Origin of the sequence: Prevotella sp. RM4 (genome assembly GCF_000701965.1) — a bacterium.
GTDB classification, from domain to species: domain Bacteria; phylum Bacteroidota; class Bacteroidia; order Bacteroidales; family Bacteroidaceae; genus Prevotella; species Prevotella ruminicola.
The window spans coordinates 180,911-196,979 of sequence record NZ_JNKG01000009.1; the positions used below are offsets into that span (position 1 = coordinate 180,911).

Annotated in this window: 15 protein-coding genes; 4 read left to right on the forward strand and 11 right to left on the reverse strand. The window is 50.8% G+C overall.

Features of this window, described 5'->3' with window-relative positions; all coding sequences use genetic code 11:
* Positions 1 to 2 precede the first annotated feature (2 nt).
* Genes T499_RS0108805 through T499_RS14680 form a run of 3 tightly spaced genes read left to right on the forward strand, consistent with a single transcriptional unit; the run spans position 3 to position 1,847 of the window.
* A complete protein-coding gene (locus tag T499_RS0108805) occupies positions 3 to 797 on the forward strand; it encodes a glycoside hydrolase family 16 protein (RefSeq protein ID WP_033150683.1) in 795 nt (264 codons plus the stop codon).
* A gap of 7 nt (positions 798 to 804) precedes the next feature.
* Positions 805 to 1,617 carry an N-acetylmuramic acid 6-phosphate etherase gene (gene murQ, locus T499_RS0108810; RefSeq protein ID WP_033150684.1) on the forward strand — a complete coding sequence of 271 codons (813 nt, stop codon included), beginning with the start codon at positions 805 to 807 and terminating at the stop codon, positions 1,615 to 1,617.
* Positions 1,618 to 1,625: 8 nt separating this feature from the next.
* Positions 1,626 to 1,847, forward strand: coding sequence for a hypothetical protein (locus tag T499_RS14680; RefSeq protein WP_157054573.1), 222 nt, complete (start codon positions 1,626 to 1,628; stop codon positions 1,845 to 1,847).
* Here the strand turns inward: T499_RS14680 and T499_RS0108815 are convergent.
* Positions 1,792 to 2,877 (reverse strand): TIGR04133 family radical SAM/SPASM protein, encoded by a 1,086-nt coding sequence (locus T499_RS0108815; RefSeq protein WP_033150685.1) that lies wholly within the window; start codon positions 2,875 to 2,877, stop codon positions 1,792 to 1,794. The genes T499_RS14680 and T499_RS0108815 overlap by 56 nt on opposite strands.
* Positions 2,877 to 3,359 (reverse strand): radical SAM-associated putative lipoprotein, encoded by a 483-nt coding sequence (locus T499_RS0108820; RefSeq protein ID WP_033150686.1) that lies wholly within the window; start codon positions 3,357 to 3,359, stop codon positions 2,877 to 2,879. The genes T499_RS0108815 and T499_RS0108820 overlap by 1 nt, the downstream gene beginning before the upstream one ends.
* A 148-nt stretch (positions 3,360 to 3,507) precedes the next feature.
* Here T499_RS0108820 and T499_RS0108825 point away from each other — a divergent pair, with 148 nt between their 5' ends.
* Positions 3,508 to 4,431: a DMT family transporter gene (locus tag T499_RS0108825; RefSeq protein WP_033150687.1), complete on the forward strand. Its 924-nt coding sequence runs from the start codon at positions 3,508 to 3,510 to the stop codon at positions 4,429 to 4,431.
* A 2-nt stretch (positions 4,432 to 4,433) separates the two neighbouring features.
* On the opposite strand, the gene T499_RS0108830 is transcribed toward T499_RS0108825, so the two are convergent.
* From T499_RS0108830 to nusA, 9 genes are all read right to left on the reverse strand, one after another.
* Positions 4,434 to 4,937: a DUF3237 domain-containing protein gene (locus tag T499_RS0108830; protein WP_028906559.1), complete on the reverse strand. Its 504-nt coding sequence runs from the start codon at positions 4,935 to 4,937 to the stop codon at positions 4,434 to 4,436.
* Between the two features lie 45 nt (positions 4,938 to 4,982).
* A complete protein-coding gene (locus tag T499_RS0108835; RefSeq protein WP_033150688.1) occupies positions 4,983 to 5,612 on the reverse strand; it encodes a ribonuclease HII in 630 nt (209 codons plus the stop codon).
* 3 nt (positions 5,613 to 5,615) lie between these two features.
* Positions 5,616 to 6,836: an aminotransferase class V-fold PLP-dependent enzyme gene (locus T499_RS0108840; protein ID WP_033150689.1), complete on the reverse strand. Its 1,221-nt coding sequence runs from the start codon at positions 6,834 to 6,836 to the stop codon at positions 5,616 to 5,618.
* Between the two features lie 30 nt (positions 6,837 to 6,866).
* Positions 6,867 to 8,222: a Fe-S cluster assembly protein SufD gene (sufD, locus tag T499_RS0108845; RefSeq protein WP_033150690.1), complete on the reverse strand. Its 1,356-nt coding sequence runs from the start codon at positions 8,220 to 8,222 to the stop codon at positions 6,867 to 6,869.
* Positions 8,222 to 8,977, reverse strand: a complete 756-nt coding sequence (gene sufC, locus T499_RS0108850) for a Fe-S cluster assembly ATPase SufC (protein WP_013064590.1) — start codon at positions 8,975 to 8,977, stop codon at positions 8,222 to 8,224. Before sufC ends, sufD begins: the two co-directional genes overlap by 1 nt.
* A 31-nt stretch (positions 8,978 to 9,008) precedes the next feature.
* Positions 9,009 to 10,316 (reverse strand): NCS2 family permease, encoded by a 1,308-nt coding sequence (locus T499_RS0108855; RefSeq protein ID WP_033150691.1) that lies wholly within the window; start codon positions 10,314 to 10,316, stop codon positions 9,009 to 9,011.
* 11 nt (positions 10,317 to 10,327) lie between these two features.
* The gene (gene sufB / locus T499_RS0108860; protein WP_033150692.1) at positions 10,328 to 11,776 is read right to left on the reverse strand and encodes a Fe-S cluster assembly protein SufB; all 1,449 of its coding nucleotides are present in this window, start codon (positions 11,774 to 11,776) and stop codon (positions 10,328 to 10,330) included.
* A 2-nt stretch (positions 11,777 to 11,778) separates the two neighbouring features.
* Positions 11,779 to 14,628, reverse strand: coding sequence for a translation initiation factor IF-2 (gene infB, locus T499_RS0108865; RefSeq protein ID WP_033150693.1), 2,850 nt, complete (start codon positions 14,626 to 14,628; stop codon positions 11,779 to 11,781).
* A gap of 121 nt (positions 14,629 to 14,749) precedes the next feature.
* A complete protein-coding gene (gene nusA / locus T499_RS0108870) occupies positions 14,750 to 16,009 on the reverse strand; it encodes a transcription termination factor NusA (protein WP_033150694.1) in 1,260 nt (419 codons plus the stop codon).
* Positions 16,010 to 16,069: the final 60 nt, after the last annotated feature.

Consider the following 16,069-nt stretch of genomic DNA (forward strand, 5'->3'; position numbering starts at 1 on the left):
GTATGAGAAAGGTTTTACTGTCGTTGCTGCTTGGTATGCTTGCTGTGCCCCTTGTGGCACAGGAGTTTCAGCTGGTTTTTGCCGATGAGTTTGATGGTAACGGGCGCCCTGATAGCACCATCTGGGGCTATGAGCAGGGATTTGTGCGTAACCACGAAGCTCAGTGGTATCAGGCAGATAATGCCTACCTGCACAATGGTATGCTGGTGATTGAGGCTCGCCAGGAAACTGGTCGTGAGGGTATTCCCTATACCTCGGCCAGTTTAAATACCAAAGGTAAGTACAGTTTCCTGTACGGACGACTGGAGGTTTGCGCCCGCATCCCAACCGCTGGTGGTGCCTGGCCTGCCATCTGGACGTTAGGCAACGACATGCCTTGGCCCTCGTGTGGCGAGATTGATTTGATGGAGTATTACCGTATCAATGGAGTGCCTCATATCTTAGCCAATGCCTGTTGGGGTAACGACCAGCCCTACAAGGCTGTGTGGAATAGCAAGAAAACACCGTTTACCCATTTTACAGAGAAAGACCCTGCATGGGCCCAGCATTTTCATATATGGCGTATGGACTGGGACGAAACGGCTATCCGACTTTATCTGGATGATGAGCTGCTGAACGAGATACCTCTCAGCACCACGCAGAACGGTAAGATTGGGCAATATACCAATCCCTTTAACCGTCCGCAGTATATCCTTCTGAACCTGGCCTTAGGTGGCGATAATGGTGGTACCATCGATAACGCTGCCTTCCCTATGCGTTACGAGATTGATTATGTACGTGTGTACCAGAAAAAATAATACGCACATGAGGATTGAAGATAAGATCACAGAGCAGGCTTCGCATTACGACCATCTGGAGCAGATGGAGGTAAGCGAGGTGCTGAGGAGCATCAACCAGGAGGATAGGTTGGTGGCCGAGGCTGTGGGGCGCGTGCTGCCGCAGATAGAGACACTGGTGCTGGCCATCGAACCAAGAATGAAACGCGGTGGCCGACTGTTCTATGTGGGTGCGGGCACCAGCGGTCGTTTAGGCGTGCTTGATGCCAGCGAGCTGCCACCAACTTTTGGTGTACAGCCCGATTGGGTGATAGGCTTGATTGCTGGTGGCGACGAGGCCTTACGACGCGCTGTAGAGCGTGCCGAGGACGATAAGGAGCAGGGTTGGAACGACCTGATGCGCTATCAGCCTACCGCCGATGATACGGTGATAGGTATTGCAGCCTCTGGTACCACACCTTACGTGATTGGTGCCATCGAGGGAGCTCGTAAGCAGGGTTTGCTTACAGGTTGTATTACCAGCAATCCTCATACGCCTTTGGCTGCTGCCGCTGAGTATGCCATAGAGACGATTGTCGGCCCAGAGTTTGTAACTGGTTCCAGCCGTATGAAGAGCGGTACTGCCCAGAAGATGGTTCTGAATATGATTTCTACTGCCTTGATGATTCGCATGGGGCGTGTAGAGGGTAATCGTATGGTAAAGATGCAGCTTACTAACGAGAAATTGATAGACCGAGGTACCCGCATGATTGCCGACGAACTCGGTATCAGTTACGACGAAGCCCGTCAGAGATTATTAGCTGCAGGGAGCGTTGATGTTGTACTAAAACAGAAACTATGAATATAAAGATGTTTAAACTTAAGGCCATTAACAAGATGCTGACGCTGCTGGGTTTCAGTTCTGTGGCATTTGTGTTTACTGCTTGTTATGGTACAAAACCTTGCGACTATCGTGAGGAGATGGCAGATAGTCTAAGTGTAGCTTTCAGAAATGCTGCGAGCGATTCTATAGGAGTTACTCAGCAGCCTGCTGTAAGCGCTTCAGATGGCACAGCAGAAGTTCGCCGTTAGCATCGCGTAGGTGCATGCCGTTGCCCTGGCAATAGCGGAAGTATTTACAGCTTTTACACTCGCCATTGCGCATCCATTCGCGATTGCGATAGGGGGCATAGCGGTTCTCCCAAACCTCCATAAAGTCATCCTCGTAGATGTTGCCCTGATGATAGTCGGCACGTATGCTGGCACAAGCAGCTATCGAGCCATCGGCCATCACTGAGCCTACCGTAATGCCGGCCTGACAGCTAAAGAACCTGCTGCGGGCCTCGCCTTCGTAGTTGCCTAGAAATCCCTCGCAACCATAATCGGCACGGATGCGTCCTTCTTTTCTTGTTTCACGAATAAAATCAAACACCCCGCGAAACTGCTCGTTGGTTAGGTGCATATCAGGATCGAGAGCCGCACGACCTACTGGAAAAACAGTAAACAATCGCCAGCGCTGTACACCTTTTGAAATCAGGAAATCCTTAATGTCGTTCAGCTGCGTATAGTTACGCCGGTTTACGCAGGTCACGATATCGAACACAAACCCTTTGGTGGCTACCAGCATATCGATGGCATTGCTCACCATCTGAAAGCTGTGTGTGTTGCCGCGCATCCAGTTGTGGTTATCCTCTAAGCCATCCAGACTGATGGCCATCGAATGGATACCGGCACGTTGCAGATTCTGCCAGCGCTGGGGTGTAAGATGCAGCGCATTGGTAACCATTCCCCAGGGGAATCCCTTGTCGTATATCGCACGGCCGCACTCCTCAATATCTTGACGCATCAGCGGTTCGCCACCCGATATGATGACAAACACCTGATGTGGATCGGTTTTCTGGGCGATGCTATCGAGTACACGCAAAAAGTCGTCCTTGGGCATATCCTTGCTTTCCGACTTCATCTTGCAGTCGCTGCCACAGTGGCGGCACTTCAGGTCGCAACGCAGCGTACACTCCCAGAACAGTTGTTTCAGGGGATGTTCCTTGCGTACCATTTCTTCCTTCTGTCGCCAGAGTTCTAAAGCTAACTTTTTGCGAAGGGTAAGGGGAGTTGGCTTCATTATTTCTTCTTCAGTTTAATATCCTGTTTAATCGTAAAAGTGCCGTTGTTCCAAGTGCCTTCGCCATCTTTTACCTTCTGGGCGTTGTTGTAGTTAATGTCGATGGTATCGTTCTGGTAGGCACCATTGGTATCGCCATCCACATCCTCAACAATCAACTTGATTTCCGGACTTTGGGGGAAGTGGGTTGATGTCATATCGTAGTGGCCGTTGGCATCAGTCAGTACAGAGTCGATGGCAAACGTTATGGGCTTGCCCTCATAGTTTGTTACTTGTTTCACTGATGTCTTGATGCCTTCTACGGACTTGCTGCCCTCGTCGGTAACAGTGCCCGATATCTTATACTCGGCCGAGGGAACGCCATACATGAGTATAGGCGAACCGTACATCTCCATCGAATTCTCTGATGAGCAACCATAGCCCAACAGCGACAGCAGGGCTGTGAGGATGGTGTTGTACCAGCGATTGAATCTTACTTTCATTGTTCGATTTTGTTTAAAGTGGATACAAAAGTATGAGTTTTTTCTTAAATAACTTGAACAAACGGCAAATCTTGCATCCAGAAGCGTAGAATTAACGATTTTTTGTATAATTTTGCAACCTGAAGTTTTAACGTATTTATACTAAGCAATGACTTATATAGGTGAATTGATATCGATTGGCGTAGCCTTTTCATGGACAGCTACGGCGCTTTTGAGTGAATTTGGTAGTAAACGACTGGGTAACCTTACGCTGAATGTGCTGCGTATGGGGTTGGCCTTAGTGTTTTCATTTGTGCTGTTTTTTGTTGTAACAGGTAGCATGATGCCTCCAGGCGCTTCAGTCGAGGCTGCTGGTTGGATGCTGCTATCGGGTGTGGTTGGTTACGTGATAGGCGATTTCTGCCTGTTTCAGTGCTATATCATCATTGGTTCGCGCTACGGACAGTTGTTTATGACCTTAGCACCGCTCTCAGCCGCCCTGATGGCATGGATAACCCTGGGGCAGCAGATGAATGCTATGAGCATTCTGGCCATGCTGATTACACTGGGTGGTATCAGCATCTCGGTATTAGGTCGTGGCGAGCACCACAAGTTAGGACTGAAACTTCCTCTTAACGGTGTGCTGTTTGCCATTGGTGCAGCTATGTGCCAGGGTATTGGTTTGGTGCTGAGCAAGATTGGTATGGACCACTACGAGGCTTCGCTCACAGGCACACCCGAATGGCTGGTGCCCTTCAGCGCTAATTTCTATCGCTGTGTAGCGGGTATCATAGGCTTCTCGCTGTTATTGTACTTCCGCAAGGGTTTAGAGCCTCTACGCGAAGCTATGCACGATCGTAAGGGATTGGCTGTTGCTACAGCTACCACCGTGTTCGGTCCGTTTGTAGGTGTAGGCTTTTCGCTGATGGCTGTACAATACACAGCAGCAGGCATCGCCAGCACACTGATGGCGATGACACCTATTATTATATTGCTGCCGTCGTATTGGTTGTTTAAGCAGAAGATAACCTGGCGCGCCGTAGTGGGTGCGGTTATCTCGGTGGTAGGTGTTAGCCTGTTCTTCTTAGGCTAACCCTATTTAATGCGCCACACGTTGAGCACAATGCCCTTGAAATCGCTTGAGAACGAAGGTGCGCAAACAAACAGCGAATTGTTCAGCCAGCCGTATTTGCTGTCGGCAGGCGCCTCGAATTGGGGTGCTGCGCGGAAATAGAAGCTGGGCTTGCCATCGGCATCCTTGCCGTTGGCAATGATACCACGGTTACGAACGTGGATGTAGATACCATCATCGGTCTTGATACAGTAGATAGCCTCCAGCTCTGTACGTCCTTCGGCATTCAGCTGGTAGTCGGCACCACCGTTCACAATGGTTCCCTTCAGACCCTTACCCTCAAAGGTACCACCTGTGATGGGGATAACGGTGCGGCGTCCGTGCTGCGTGTTGTCGATACCATAAGCTTCGCCAAGGGTCACCTTCAGCTGCAAAGCAAACTCTAACTGTGGAGCCTCGGGCTCCTGAATCTGTGCGCTGGCACTGATAGAAATGGCGGCCAGCAAAGCCATAAACAGTTTTCTCATTGTAGTATTTTTATAGTTGATATGTTCTGTACTTGGTGGTGAGCGTTAGAACTCACCAAAGTCGATGCTCAGCTGTCCATCGCCCAGCAGGTTGTAGCTTTTGCGATGATAGGGCGTAATGCCGTGCTGCTTGATGGCCTCGCGATGCTTCTTGGTGGGGTAGCCCTTGTTCGAGCGCCAGTCGTACTGAGGGTATTCCTCGGCCAACTGGTTCATATAGTCGTCACGATAGGTCTTGGCCAGGATAGATGCAGCGGCAATAGCTAAGTACTTGCCATCGCCCTTTACGATGGTGGTATGAGGCAGCTGCTTGCCATCGGCAGGATCCTTATATGGCTTGAACTTATTACCATCCACAATCACTGCCTCAGGGCGCACTTTCAGTTGGTCTAAGGCACGATGCATAGCTAAGATCGAGGCATTCAGAATGTTGATTTTATCTATCTCCTCTGGTGTAACGATACCTACTGCCCAGGCCACGGCATCGCGCTCAATCATCTCTCGCAGCTGATAGCGCTTCTTCTCCGACAGTTGTTTGGAGTCGTTGAGCAACTCGTTCTGATAACCTTCTGGCAGTATGACAGCTGCAGCATACACACTACCTGCCAGACAGCCACGCCCAGCCTCGTCGCAACCTGCCTCTATCTTACCTTCGTAATATTTGTTGAGTAGCATAGCTTAAAACATTTGCGATACACGACGGATACCAGCCACGAGAGCGTCGATCTCTTCCTTGGTGTTGTAGAGTGCGAACGAGGCGCGAACGGTGCCTGAGATGCCCAAACGATCCATCAGTGGCTGTGCACAATGGTGACCAGTACGCACAGCAATACCCAGACGGTCGAGTAGGGTACCCATATCCAGGTGGTGGATATCGCCAACGTTGAACGATACCACAGCATCCTTCTTCGATGCATCCATCGGACCGTAGATCTTCATGCCGTCGATGGTCATCAGCTGCTCCATGCAGTAACGGGTGAGTTCCTGCTCGTGCTGCTGGATGGCATCAAAACCGATGGCTTCGATATATTCGATGGCCTTAGCCAGTCCGTGGGTAGCCACATAGTCGGGTGTGCCAGCCTCGAACTTGAATGGCAGGCGCTCAAAAGTGGTCTTCTCCCAAGTCACCTTGTCAATCATCTCGCCGCCACCCTGATAGGGAGGCAACTTCTCCAGCCACTCTTCCTTTCCATACAGCACACCGATGCCGGTTGGTCCGTACATCTTATGTCCGCTGAAAGCAAAGAAGTCGCAATCCATCGCCTGAACATCTACCTTGAAGTGGGGCGCACTCTGGGCACCATCTACCAGCACGGGGATGTTGTGGGCGTGGGCTATCTTGATTATCTGTTCAACAGGATTAACGGTGCCCAGCACGTTGCTTACGTGGGCCACGCTCACGATCTTGGTCTTGGGAGTGATGAGTTGTTCTAGCTGGTCGATACACAAGATACCATCGTCGGTAATGGGGATGTGCTTTACCACAATGCCACGCTTCATGGCCTGTAACTGCCATGATACGATGTTAGAGTGGTGCTCCATCTCGGTTACAATCACCTCGTCGCCGGCCTGCATCTGACTTTCGCAGAACGAGCTGGCCACCAGGTTAATGGCCTCGGTAGTACCACGCGTAAAAATAATCTCCTCTATCTTGCGGGCGTTGATGAATCCACGAACTGCCTCGCGAGCCGCCTCGTGCAGGTCGGTAGCCTGCTGCGACAGGTAGTGTACACCACGATGCACGTTGGCATTTACGTTGAGATATTCGTCGCGCATAGCGTCGAGCACCATCAGTGGCTTCTGTGTGGTAGCCGCGTTGTCCAGATAAACCAGCGGCTTTTTATATACCTCGCGACCCAGGATAGGGAAATCTTCGCGTACCTTATTTAGATTATACATTAAACATGAAAGATTAAACATTAATACCCTTTACTTGCAGAGTTTGCAGCCTGAGCATTTGTTCAGCTCGCCACGGAATCGCTTCTCTACCAGGTAGTGCAGGCGATCGCGCAGTGGCTCTAACTGCATGTGGTCGATAACCTCGTTGATAAAGGCATTCTGCAGCAGTACCTTAGCCTCCTGCAATGAAATGCCTCGCTGGCGCATGTAGAACAGGGCGGCATCGTTCAGCTGTCCAACGGTCGAACCGTGGGCACACTTCACGTCGTCGGCATAGATCTCCAGCATGGGCTGGGTGTACATGCGTGCCTCCTTGGTGGCAGTGAGGTTCTGATTAGTCATCTGCGAGGTGGTTTTCTGAGCACCATGCTCAACCAGCACACGACCGGCAAAAGCACCTGTAGCCTTCTCGTCGAGTACATATTTGTACAGCTCCTGCGAGTTGCAGTGAGGCACCTTGTGAACTATCAGTGTGTTGTTATCTACGTGCTGCTGCTTGTCGGCAATCACACATCCGTAGCATTGGCACTCGGCACCCTCGCCACTGAAGGTCAGGTCAAGCTTGTTACGGGTAATACCGTTGTGCAGGGTGATGACGTTGTGGTTTACACGACTGTTGGTCTGCTGGTCGATATACACGTTGCTTACGCGTACATTCTTATGATGCGTCTCCTCCATGCAATAGAGGTCTAACGATGCATTCTCGCCTACGTAAGCCTCGATAACCTGTGTGGCCAGGAAGTTACGGTCGTCGGCAGCATGATCGCAGAACAGCATTTTAATTTCGGCACTCTCTTCGAGTACAATCAGCACGCGACGGTTCACCATCAGGTCGGTCACTACATGCTGCGCGTTCTGTGGGGTGGCCTTCAGGATGTTAATCACCTGAATGGCGCGATCCACCTTCACGTTCTTGGGCACGTAAACCAGCAGTCCGTCCTGTGCCAGCATGGTGTTGAGTGCTGTAACGGCATCCTCACCAGTCTTAGCTAGCTTGGTGTAGTACTTGCTCACCAGCTCAGGGTAATCGCGCATAGAGCCGATCACAACGCCTTCAGGTAAGTGACCCTTCTGCTTGTCGTCGTGGTAGAACATATCGTTAACCACAAAGTACAGGCTTGTGCTCAGGTTGGGCACGTCGCAATGGAAAGCCTCGTAGGGATCCACAGGTATCTGCAGGCGATTCAGGTTCACACCGTAGTCGGGCTCAAACAGCTTCTGCATATCGGTGTACTTGTATCGCTCTACCTTCTTTGTTGGGAAGCCCTGTTTGCGGAAGTCCTCAAAGGCCTGATCGCGCACCACGTTCATCGACTCTGGGGCATGCTTGATAATCATCTCGCGTGCCTGCTGATAGAGGTCAATATATTGTTGTTCGCTATTCATTATTCCTCGCCTATTTCTTCCTTAATCCAATCGTAGCCGTGCTCCTGAATCTGTACAGCCAGCTCTGGGCCGCCAGTCTTCACGATTCTACCCTTGTACAGCACGTGTACAAACTGGGGCTTAATCATTTCGAGCAGACGGTCGTAGTGGGTGATGACGATGCACGAAGTCTCAGGTGTCTGCAGTTTGTTAACACCCTCGGCTACAATACGCATAGCATCTACGTCAAGACCAGAGTCGGTCTCGTCGAGGATACTCAGTTTGGGCTCCAGCATAGCCATCTGGAAAATCTCGTTGCGCTTCTTCTCACCACCGCTGAAACCCTCGTTAACCGAGCGGTTAGCCAGCTTCGAGTCGAGCTCAACAATCTTACGTTTCTCGCGCTGCAGCTTCAGGAATTCGGCAGCGTTCATGGGCTCCAGTCCCTGATACTTGCGCTTCTCGTTGATGGCAGCCTTCATAAAGTTGGTCATCGATACACCTGGAATCTCAACGGGATACTGGAACGAGAGGAACAAACCCTCGTGGGCACGGTCCTCAGGCTTCATCTCCAGCAGGTTCTTACCGTTGAAGAAAGCCTCGCCCTCGGTCACCTCGTAAAGTGGGTTACCCACCAGTACGGCGCTCAGGGTAGATTTTCCTGAACCGTTAGGGCCCATGATGGCATGTGTCTCGCCATCGTTAATCACGAGGTCGATGCCTTTTAATATCTCTTTATCGCCAATCTTGGCGTGTAAGTTCTTAACCTCTAACATTAATATATTTTGTTATTTTACTATTTTACAATTAAAGGAATGCGTAGCGCATGATAAACAGTGCGGCCAGCAGGATAGTGGCCCAGTTAATGTTGTTACGCTCGTCCTTATCTTTGAGTGTGCCCGACAGCAGATGGATGAGTACATACGAGATAACACCCATCAGGATACCATCAGAGATACTGTAAGTAAGTGGCATCATCACGATACATACAAAGCAAGGGATGGCTGTAACATAATCGCTGAAGTCAACCTTGCGGATGTCGTGCATCATCATCACACCAACCAGAATCAGTGCGGCGGCTGTGGCCTGTGCTGGGATGGCCAGGAATAGGGGCGCAAAGAGCAATGCTACTGCAAAGCAGATGGCGGTAGTAAAGCTGGTAAGACCAGAGCGGCCGCCTACGTTTACACCCGAAGCACTCTCAACATAAGTAGTTACTGTTGAAGTACCCAGCATAGCACCAACGGTGGTACCGATGGCATCAGCCATAAAGGCCTGGTTCAGGTTCTTCACGTTACCGTTATCATCAACCATGCCGGCACGGTTTGATACACCAATCAGGGTACCGATGGTGTCGAACATATCGATAAACAGGAAGGTGAGTACCACTACCACCATATCTACGGTCAGGATGTTGTGCCACTCAAACTGCCAGAAGATGGGGCTGATTGATGGTGGAACCGACATCACACCTGTGTAGTTGGTAACACCCAGAGGGATACCTACGATGGTGGTTATCAGAATACCAATCAGCAGCGAGCCTGTTACCTTGCGTACCAGCAGGGCGGCAGTAAGCAGAATGCCGAAGATAGCCAGCAGCACAGCAGGATCGTGCAGGTTTCCTAAGGTGATGAATGTAGATTCTGATGAGGCTACGATACCAGCGCCCTTCAGACCTACAAAAGCGATAAACAATCCGATACCTGGACTGATGGCTCGGCGCAATACCAGTGGTATAGCGTTAACAATATGTTTGCGCAGGCCTGTAACCGTGAGCAGGATGAAAATCAATCCCTCGATCAACACAGCCGTAAGTGCAAACTGCCAGGTGTAGCCCATGGTAAGCACTACGGTGAACGCAAAGAATGCATTCAGACCCATACCAGGTGCCAAGGCAAATGGCAATTTGGCATAGATGGCCATAACCAACGTACCTACAACAGCTGCGATACATGTGGTGGTAAACACTGCCCCTGCATCCATACCGGTTGCCGAGAGGATGCTTGGGTTTACGGCTAAGATGTAAGCCATTGTTAAGAAGGTGGTAATACCACCAATAACCTCCTTGCGCAAAGTCATTGTGGAGGCATCAAATCCAAATAATTTCTGAAGCATATCGTTTTTATTTATCCAACAGTTCCTTCTAATGATACTGATAATAGTTTCTGTGCCTCAACGGCAAACTCCATAGGCAACTTCTGTAGCACCTCCTTGGCATAACCGTTCACAATCAGTCCAACGGCCTGCTCGGTGGGGATACCGCGCTGGTTGCAATAGAAGAGCTGGTCTTCCGAAATCTTCGAGGTGGTAGCCTCGTGCTCAAACACGGCTGTATCGTTGTGCACATCCATATAGGGGAAGGTATGTGCGCCACAATCCGAACCTAACAGCAGCGAGTCGCAGCTTGAGTAGTTACGGGCATTGTCGGCAGTTGATGCTGCACGCACCAGTCCGCGATACGAGTTCTGCGAGTGACCAGCCGAGATACCCTTCGAGATGATGGTACTCTTGGTGTTCTTACCAATGTGTATCATCTTGGTACCTGTATCGGCCTCCTGGTAGTTGTTGGTAACAGCTACCGAGTAGAATTCGGCCTGCGAGTTATCGCCGCGCAGAATGCACGATGGGTACTTCCAGGTGATGGCACTACCCGTTTCAACCTGCGTCCACGACAACTTCGAGTCAATGCCACGCAGATCGCCACGCTTGGTTACCAGGTTCAGCACACCGCCCTTACCGTTCTCGTCGCCAGGATACCAGTTCTGAACGGTAGAGTATTTCACCTCGGCACGGTTCATCACGATAATCTCAACGATGGCGGCATGCAACTGGTTCTCGTCGCGCATAGGGGCTGTACATCCCTCCAGATACGATACGTAGGCATCGTCGTCGGCAATAATCAGTGTACGCTCAAACTGACCTGTGTTACGGGCATTGATGCGGAAGTAAGAGCTCAGCTCCATAGGGCATCTTACACCCTTGGGGATATAAACAAACGAACCATCGCTGAACACAGCCGAGTTGAGTGCTGCAAAGAAATTATCTTTGTAAGGCACTACTGTTCCCAGGTACTGACGCACCAGGTCGCCGTGCTCCTTGATGGCCTCGCCAATCGAGCAGAAGATAACACCCTTTTCGCGCAGCTTCTCCTTAAAGGTGGTCTTTACCGATACGCTATCCATGATAGCATCAACGGCTGTGTTACCACTCAGGGCCAGGCGCTCTTCAAGGGGGATACCTAACTTATCAAAGGTTTTCTCCAGCTCTGGGTCGATCTTACCATCGCCTTCGGGCTTCTTAGCCAGTGGGTCGGCATAGTAGCTAATGGCCTGATAGTCAATCTCTGGCACATGCACATGGCCCCACTTAGGTTCCTGCTGCTCTTTCCAGTAGCGGAACGCCTTCAGGCGGAACTCAAGCATCCACTCGGGCTCCCCTTTCTTAGCAGAGATGAGCCGAACGATATCCTCGTTCAGCCCTTTCTCGATTATTTCAGTATGTACGTCGGTAGTGAAACCAAACTCGTATTTTTGTTCAGCTACCTGACGTACAAATTCATTCTTATTATCTGACATTATTACAGTTTCTGTTCTACCTCAATCTCTGTGAAGGTCTCGATGATATCACCTACCTGGATATCGTTGAAGTTAACCAGTGAGATACCACACTCCAGTCCGCTTGCAACCTCCTTGGCATCGTCCTTGTAACGCTTCAGGGCGTCGATAGGAGCGGTGTGGATCACGATACCATCGCGGATAACGCGGGCCTTGTCCTTGTTGTGTACCTTACCGCTGGTAACCAAACCACCGGCAACAGTACCAACCTTCGAGATCTTGAATACCTGCTTAACCTCGATCTCACCAGCCAGAATCTCCTTCTTAACCTTATCAAGCATACCCTGCATGGTCTGCTTCACATCGTCGATAGCGTCGTAGATGATAGAGTAGGTATTGATTTCTACACCCTCGCGGTCGGCAGCCTTACGGGCATCGGCCGAAGGACGTACCTGGAATCCGATGATGATAGCCTCAGAAGCTGATGCCAGCATCACATCGTTCTCTGAAATCTGACCCACAGCCTTGTTGATCACGTTCACCTGAACCTTCTCGGTAGAGAGCTTGATGAACGAATCAGAGAGGGCCTCGATACTACCGTCGGTGTCACCCTTAACGATGATGTTCAACTCGTGGAACTCACCCAGAGCGATACGGTGCGACAGCTCGTCCAGTCCAAGCTTGGTGGTGGTACGCAGGCTCTGCTCGCGCTGCAGCTGGATACGCTTGTTGGCAATCTCGCGGGCCTCCTGCTCACTCTCCATCACGTGGAACGAGTCACCAGCAGTAGGAGCACCGTTCAAACCAAGAATGATAGCTGGCTCGGCAGGACCGGCCTTTTCAATGCGCTGGTTACGCTCATTGAACATAGCCTTTACCTTACCCCAGGCAGTACCTGCAATCACTACGTCGCCTACCTTCAGTGTACCGTTTGATACTAGTACGGTTGAAACGTAACCACGACCCTTGTCGAGCGAACTCTCGATAATGCTACCGGTAGCCTTACGGTTAGGATTAGCCTTCAGGTCGAGCATCTCGGCCTCGAGCAGTACCTTTTCCAGCAGCTCGTCAACGCCGATACCCTTCTTGGCGCTGATCTCCTGGCACTGGTACTTACCGCCCCATTCCTCAACCAGCAGGTTCATGTTGGCCAGGTCCTCACGAATCTTATCGGGGTTAGCACCTGGTTTATCAATCTTGTTAATAGCGAATACCATTGGTACGTTGGCAGCCTGTGCGTGGGCGATGGCCTCCTTGGTGGTAGGCATCACTGAGTCGTCGGCTGCTACGATGATGATGGCGATATCGGTTACCTGGGCACCACGAGCACGCATGGCGGTAAATGCCTCGTGTCCTGGGGTATCCAGGAAGGTAATCTGTCGGCCATCCTTCAGCTTCACGTTGTAAGCACCGATGTGCTGTGTAATACCACCGGCCTCACCGGCAATCACGTTGGTGTTGCGGATGTGGTCGAGCAGCGATGTCTTACCGTGGTCAACGTGTCCCATCACAGTTACGATAGGAGCGCGGCTGATCAGATCGTTCTCGTCATCCTCCTCCTCAGTAATGGCGTTCTGTACTTCGGCTGATACATATTCGGTGGTGAATCCGAACTCCTCGGCTACGATGTTGATGGTCTCAGCATCCAGACGCTGGTTGATAGATACCATGATACCGATGCTCATACAGGTACCGATAACCTGGTTCACACCTACGTTCATCATGGTGGCCAGCTCTGATACGGTTACAAACTCGGTAAGCTTCAGAATCTTGCTCTGTGCTGCCTCGGCTGCCATCTCCTCGTTCATGCGCTCTGCTACGGCATCACGCTTCTCACGACGGTACTTGGCACCCTTCTTATTCTGGTTCTTCGAGGTAAGGCGGGCCAGTGTTTCCTTTACCTGGCGGGCTACTGCCTCGTCGTCAACCTCCAGTGGCTTCTGGATGGGGCGGTTCTTCTTGTTCTTCTTGCCGCCACCGTTGTTTCCATCCTGGAAGTTCTGGTTGCCACCCTTGTTCTTCTTATTGTTGTTCTGGTTGCCGCCATTACGGTTGTCCTGACTGGCTGCAGCCTCGATGTCAACACGCTCCTTGCCGCCGTGAATGCGCTCGCGCTTTTTCTTCTCGCCGTGCATCTGGGCCTGCTTCTCCTCGCGCTCCTTGCGGCGCTCCTCCTTCGACTTCTTCTTCGGACGAGTGCTCTGGTTCAGCGAGTCGAGGTCGATCTTACCTACCACGTTAAAGTTAGGAGCCATCTTCTTCTCGCTCTTCAGCGTAAAGATGCTCTTCTGCTCGGTAGCGGCAGGCTTTTCCTCCTGCTTGGGCTCAGCTTTTACCTCGGGCTCTGGCTTAACCTCGGCTTTGGGCTCTGGTTTTGGCTCAGGCTTCACCTCAGGCTTTGGCTCGGGCTTGGGTTCGAGTTTTACTTCGGCTTTCACCTCGGGCTTTGGCTCAGGCTTAACCTCAGGTTTTGGCTCTGGCTTTGGCTCGGGTTTGGGCTCGGCCTTAGGCTCAGCGGGTGCTGCTGCCTGTGGCTTCTCCTCCTGATGCTTGGCGGGCTTGCCCACGCTGCTCAGGTCAATCTTTCCTAATGGAGTGAAAGTCTGCTTGATTTCATCCTTTACCTCAACGGTTTCAGATTTAAAGTCGGGTTTAGCTTTCTTCTCCTTTTTGGGGAATATCATAGCGGCCTGGTTCTTCACATCCTTGTCGCCCTTAAACTCCTTAACCAGCGCGTTGTACTGCTCGTCGCTAATCTTGGTGTTCATAGTGGCGTCGTTGATCTCGCCCAGGTTCTTCTTCTTCAGATAGTCAACGGCCGTCTGAAGTCCGATATTCAATTCTGTTAATACTTTATTTAATCTTACACCCATCTAATTCGAAAATTATAAAATTTAATAATTTAAAAATGTAACAATTAAAATGCTCAATGTAATTAATGCAATATCAGCGTTGCCAATTTTTACATTTTTACATTTTATCATTTTTAAATTGTTATTCAAACTCCGCGCGGAGTACATCCAGCAGCTGGTCGACGGTCTCTTCCTCCAGGTCGGCCTTCTCAATCAACATTTCACGTGGAGCATTGAGCACAGCCTTAGCTGTATCCAGTCCGATAGCCTTGATGGCATCGATAACCCACTGGTCGATCTCGTCAGAGAACTCATCCAGGTAGATATCCTCATCGGCCTCGCCTTCGTTAAGCACACGGAATACGTCGATGGTATATTCGGTAAGCATAGAGGCCAGCTTGATGTTCATACCGCCACGACCGATGGCCAGCGATACCTCCTCGGGCTGCAGATAAACCTCGGCCTTGTGGTTCTCCTGATCCAGGTTGATGCTCGAAATCTTAGCTGGGCTAAGTGCGCGCTGGATAAACAGCTGGGTGTTAGCCGAGTAGTTGATCACGTCGATATTCTCGTTGCACAGCTCGCGAACGATACCGTGCACACGGCTACCCTTAACACCTACGCAGGCTCCTACTGGATCGATACGGTCGTCGTAGCTCTCAACAGCCACCTTGGCACGGTCGCCAGGGATACGGGCCACGCGCTTGATGGTAATCAGTCCGTCCTGAATCTCAGGTACCTCAGCCTCGAGCAAACGCTCCAGGAATACAGGGCTTGTACGAGAGAGGATGATACGAGGGTTGTTGTTCTCGTTCTGTACCTCCTTTACTACGGCACGTACGGTCTCGCCCTTGTGGTAGTTGTCGCCAGGAATCTGCTCCTGCTTTGGCAAGTGCAGCTCGTTACCCTCATCGTCAATCAGCAGTACCTCGCGCTTCCAAATCTGGTAAACTTCACCGCTAACTACCTGGTGAACCTTATCCTTGTACTTCTGGTAGAGTGAGTCGTGCTCCAGCTCCAGAATCTTCGAAGCCAGAGTCTGACGCAGGTTCAGAATGGCACGGCGACCAAACTTAGCGAACTGTACCTCCTCTGATACTTCCTCGCCAACCTCGTAGTCGGGCTCAATCTTCTGAGCCACGCTCAGCTCAATCTCCTTGTTCTCATCCATCACCTCGCCGTCGGGTACTACCACGCGGTTACGGTGAATCTCAAAGTCGCCCTTGTCGGGGTTTACGATCACGTCAAAATTCTCGTCCGAACCAAAAATCTTAGCGATAACGTTACGGAAGCTTTCCTCCAGTACGCTCACCAGTGTGGTACGATCGATGTTCTTGGTTTCCTTGAATTCCTGGAAGGTCTCAATCATTGAGGGGCCCTTCTCTTCTTTTTTTACTGCCATTCTTATATTGTTTTTTAATTTTTACCAAACTACAATCCTTGAATTATTACATTCTTGAAT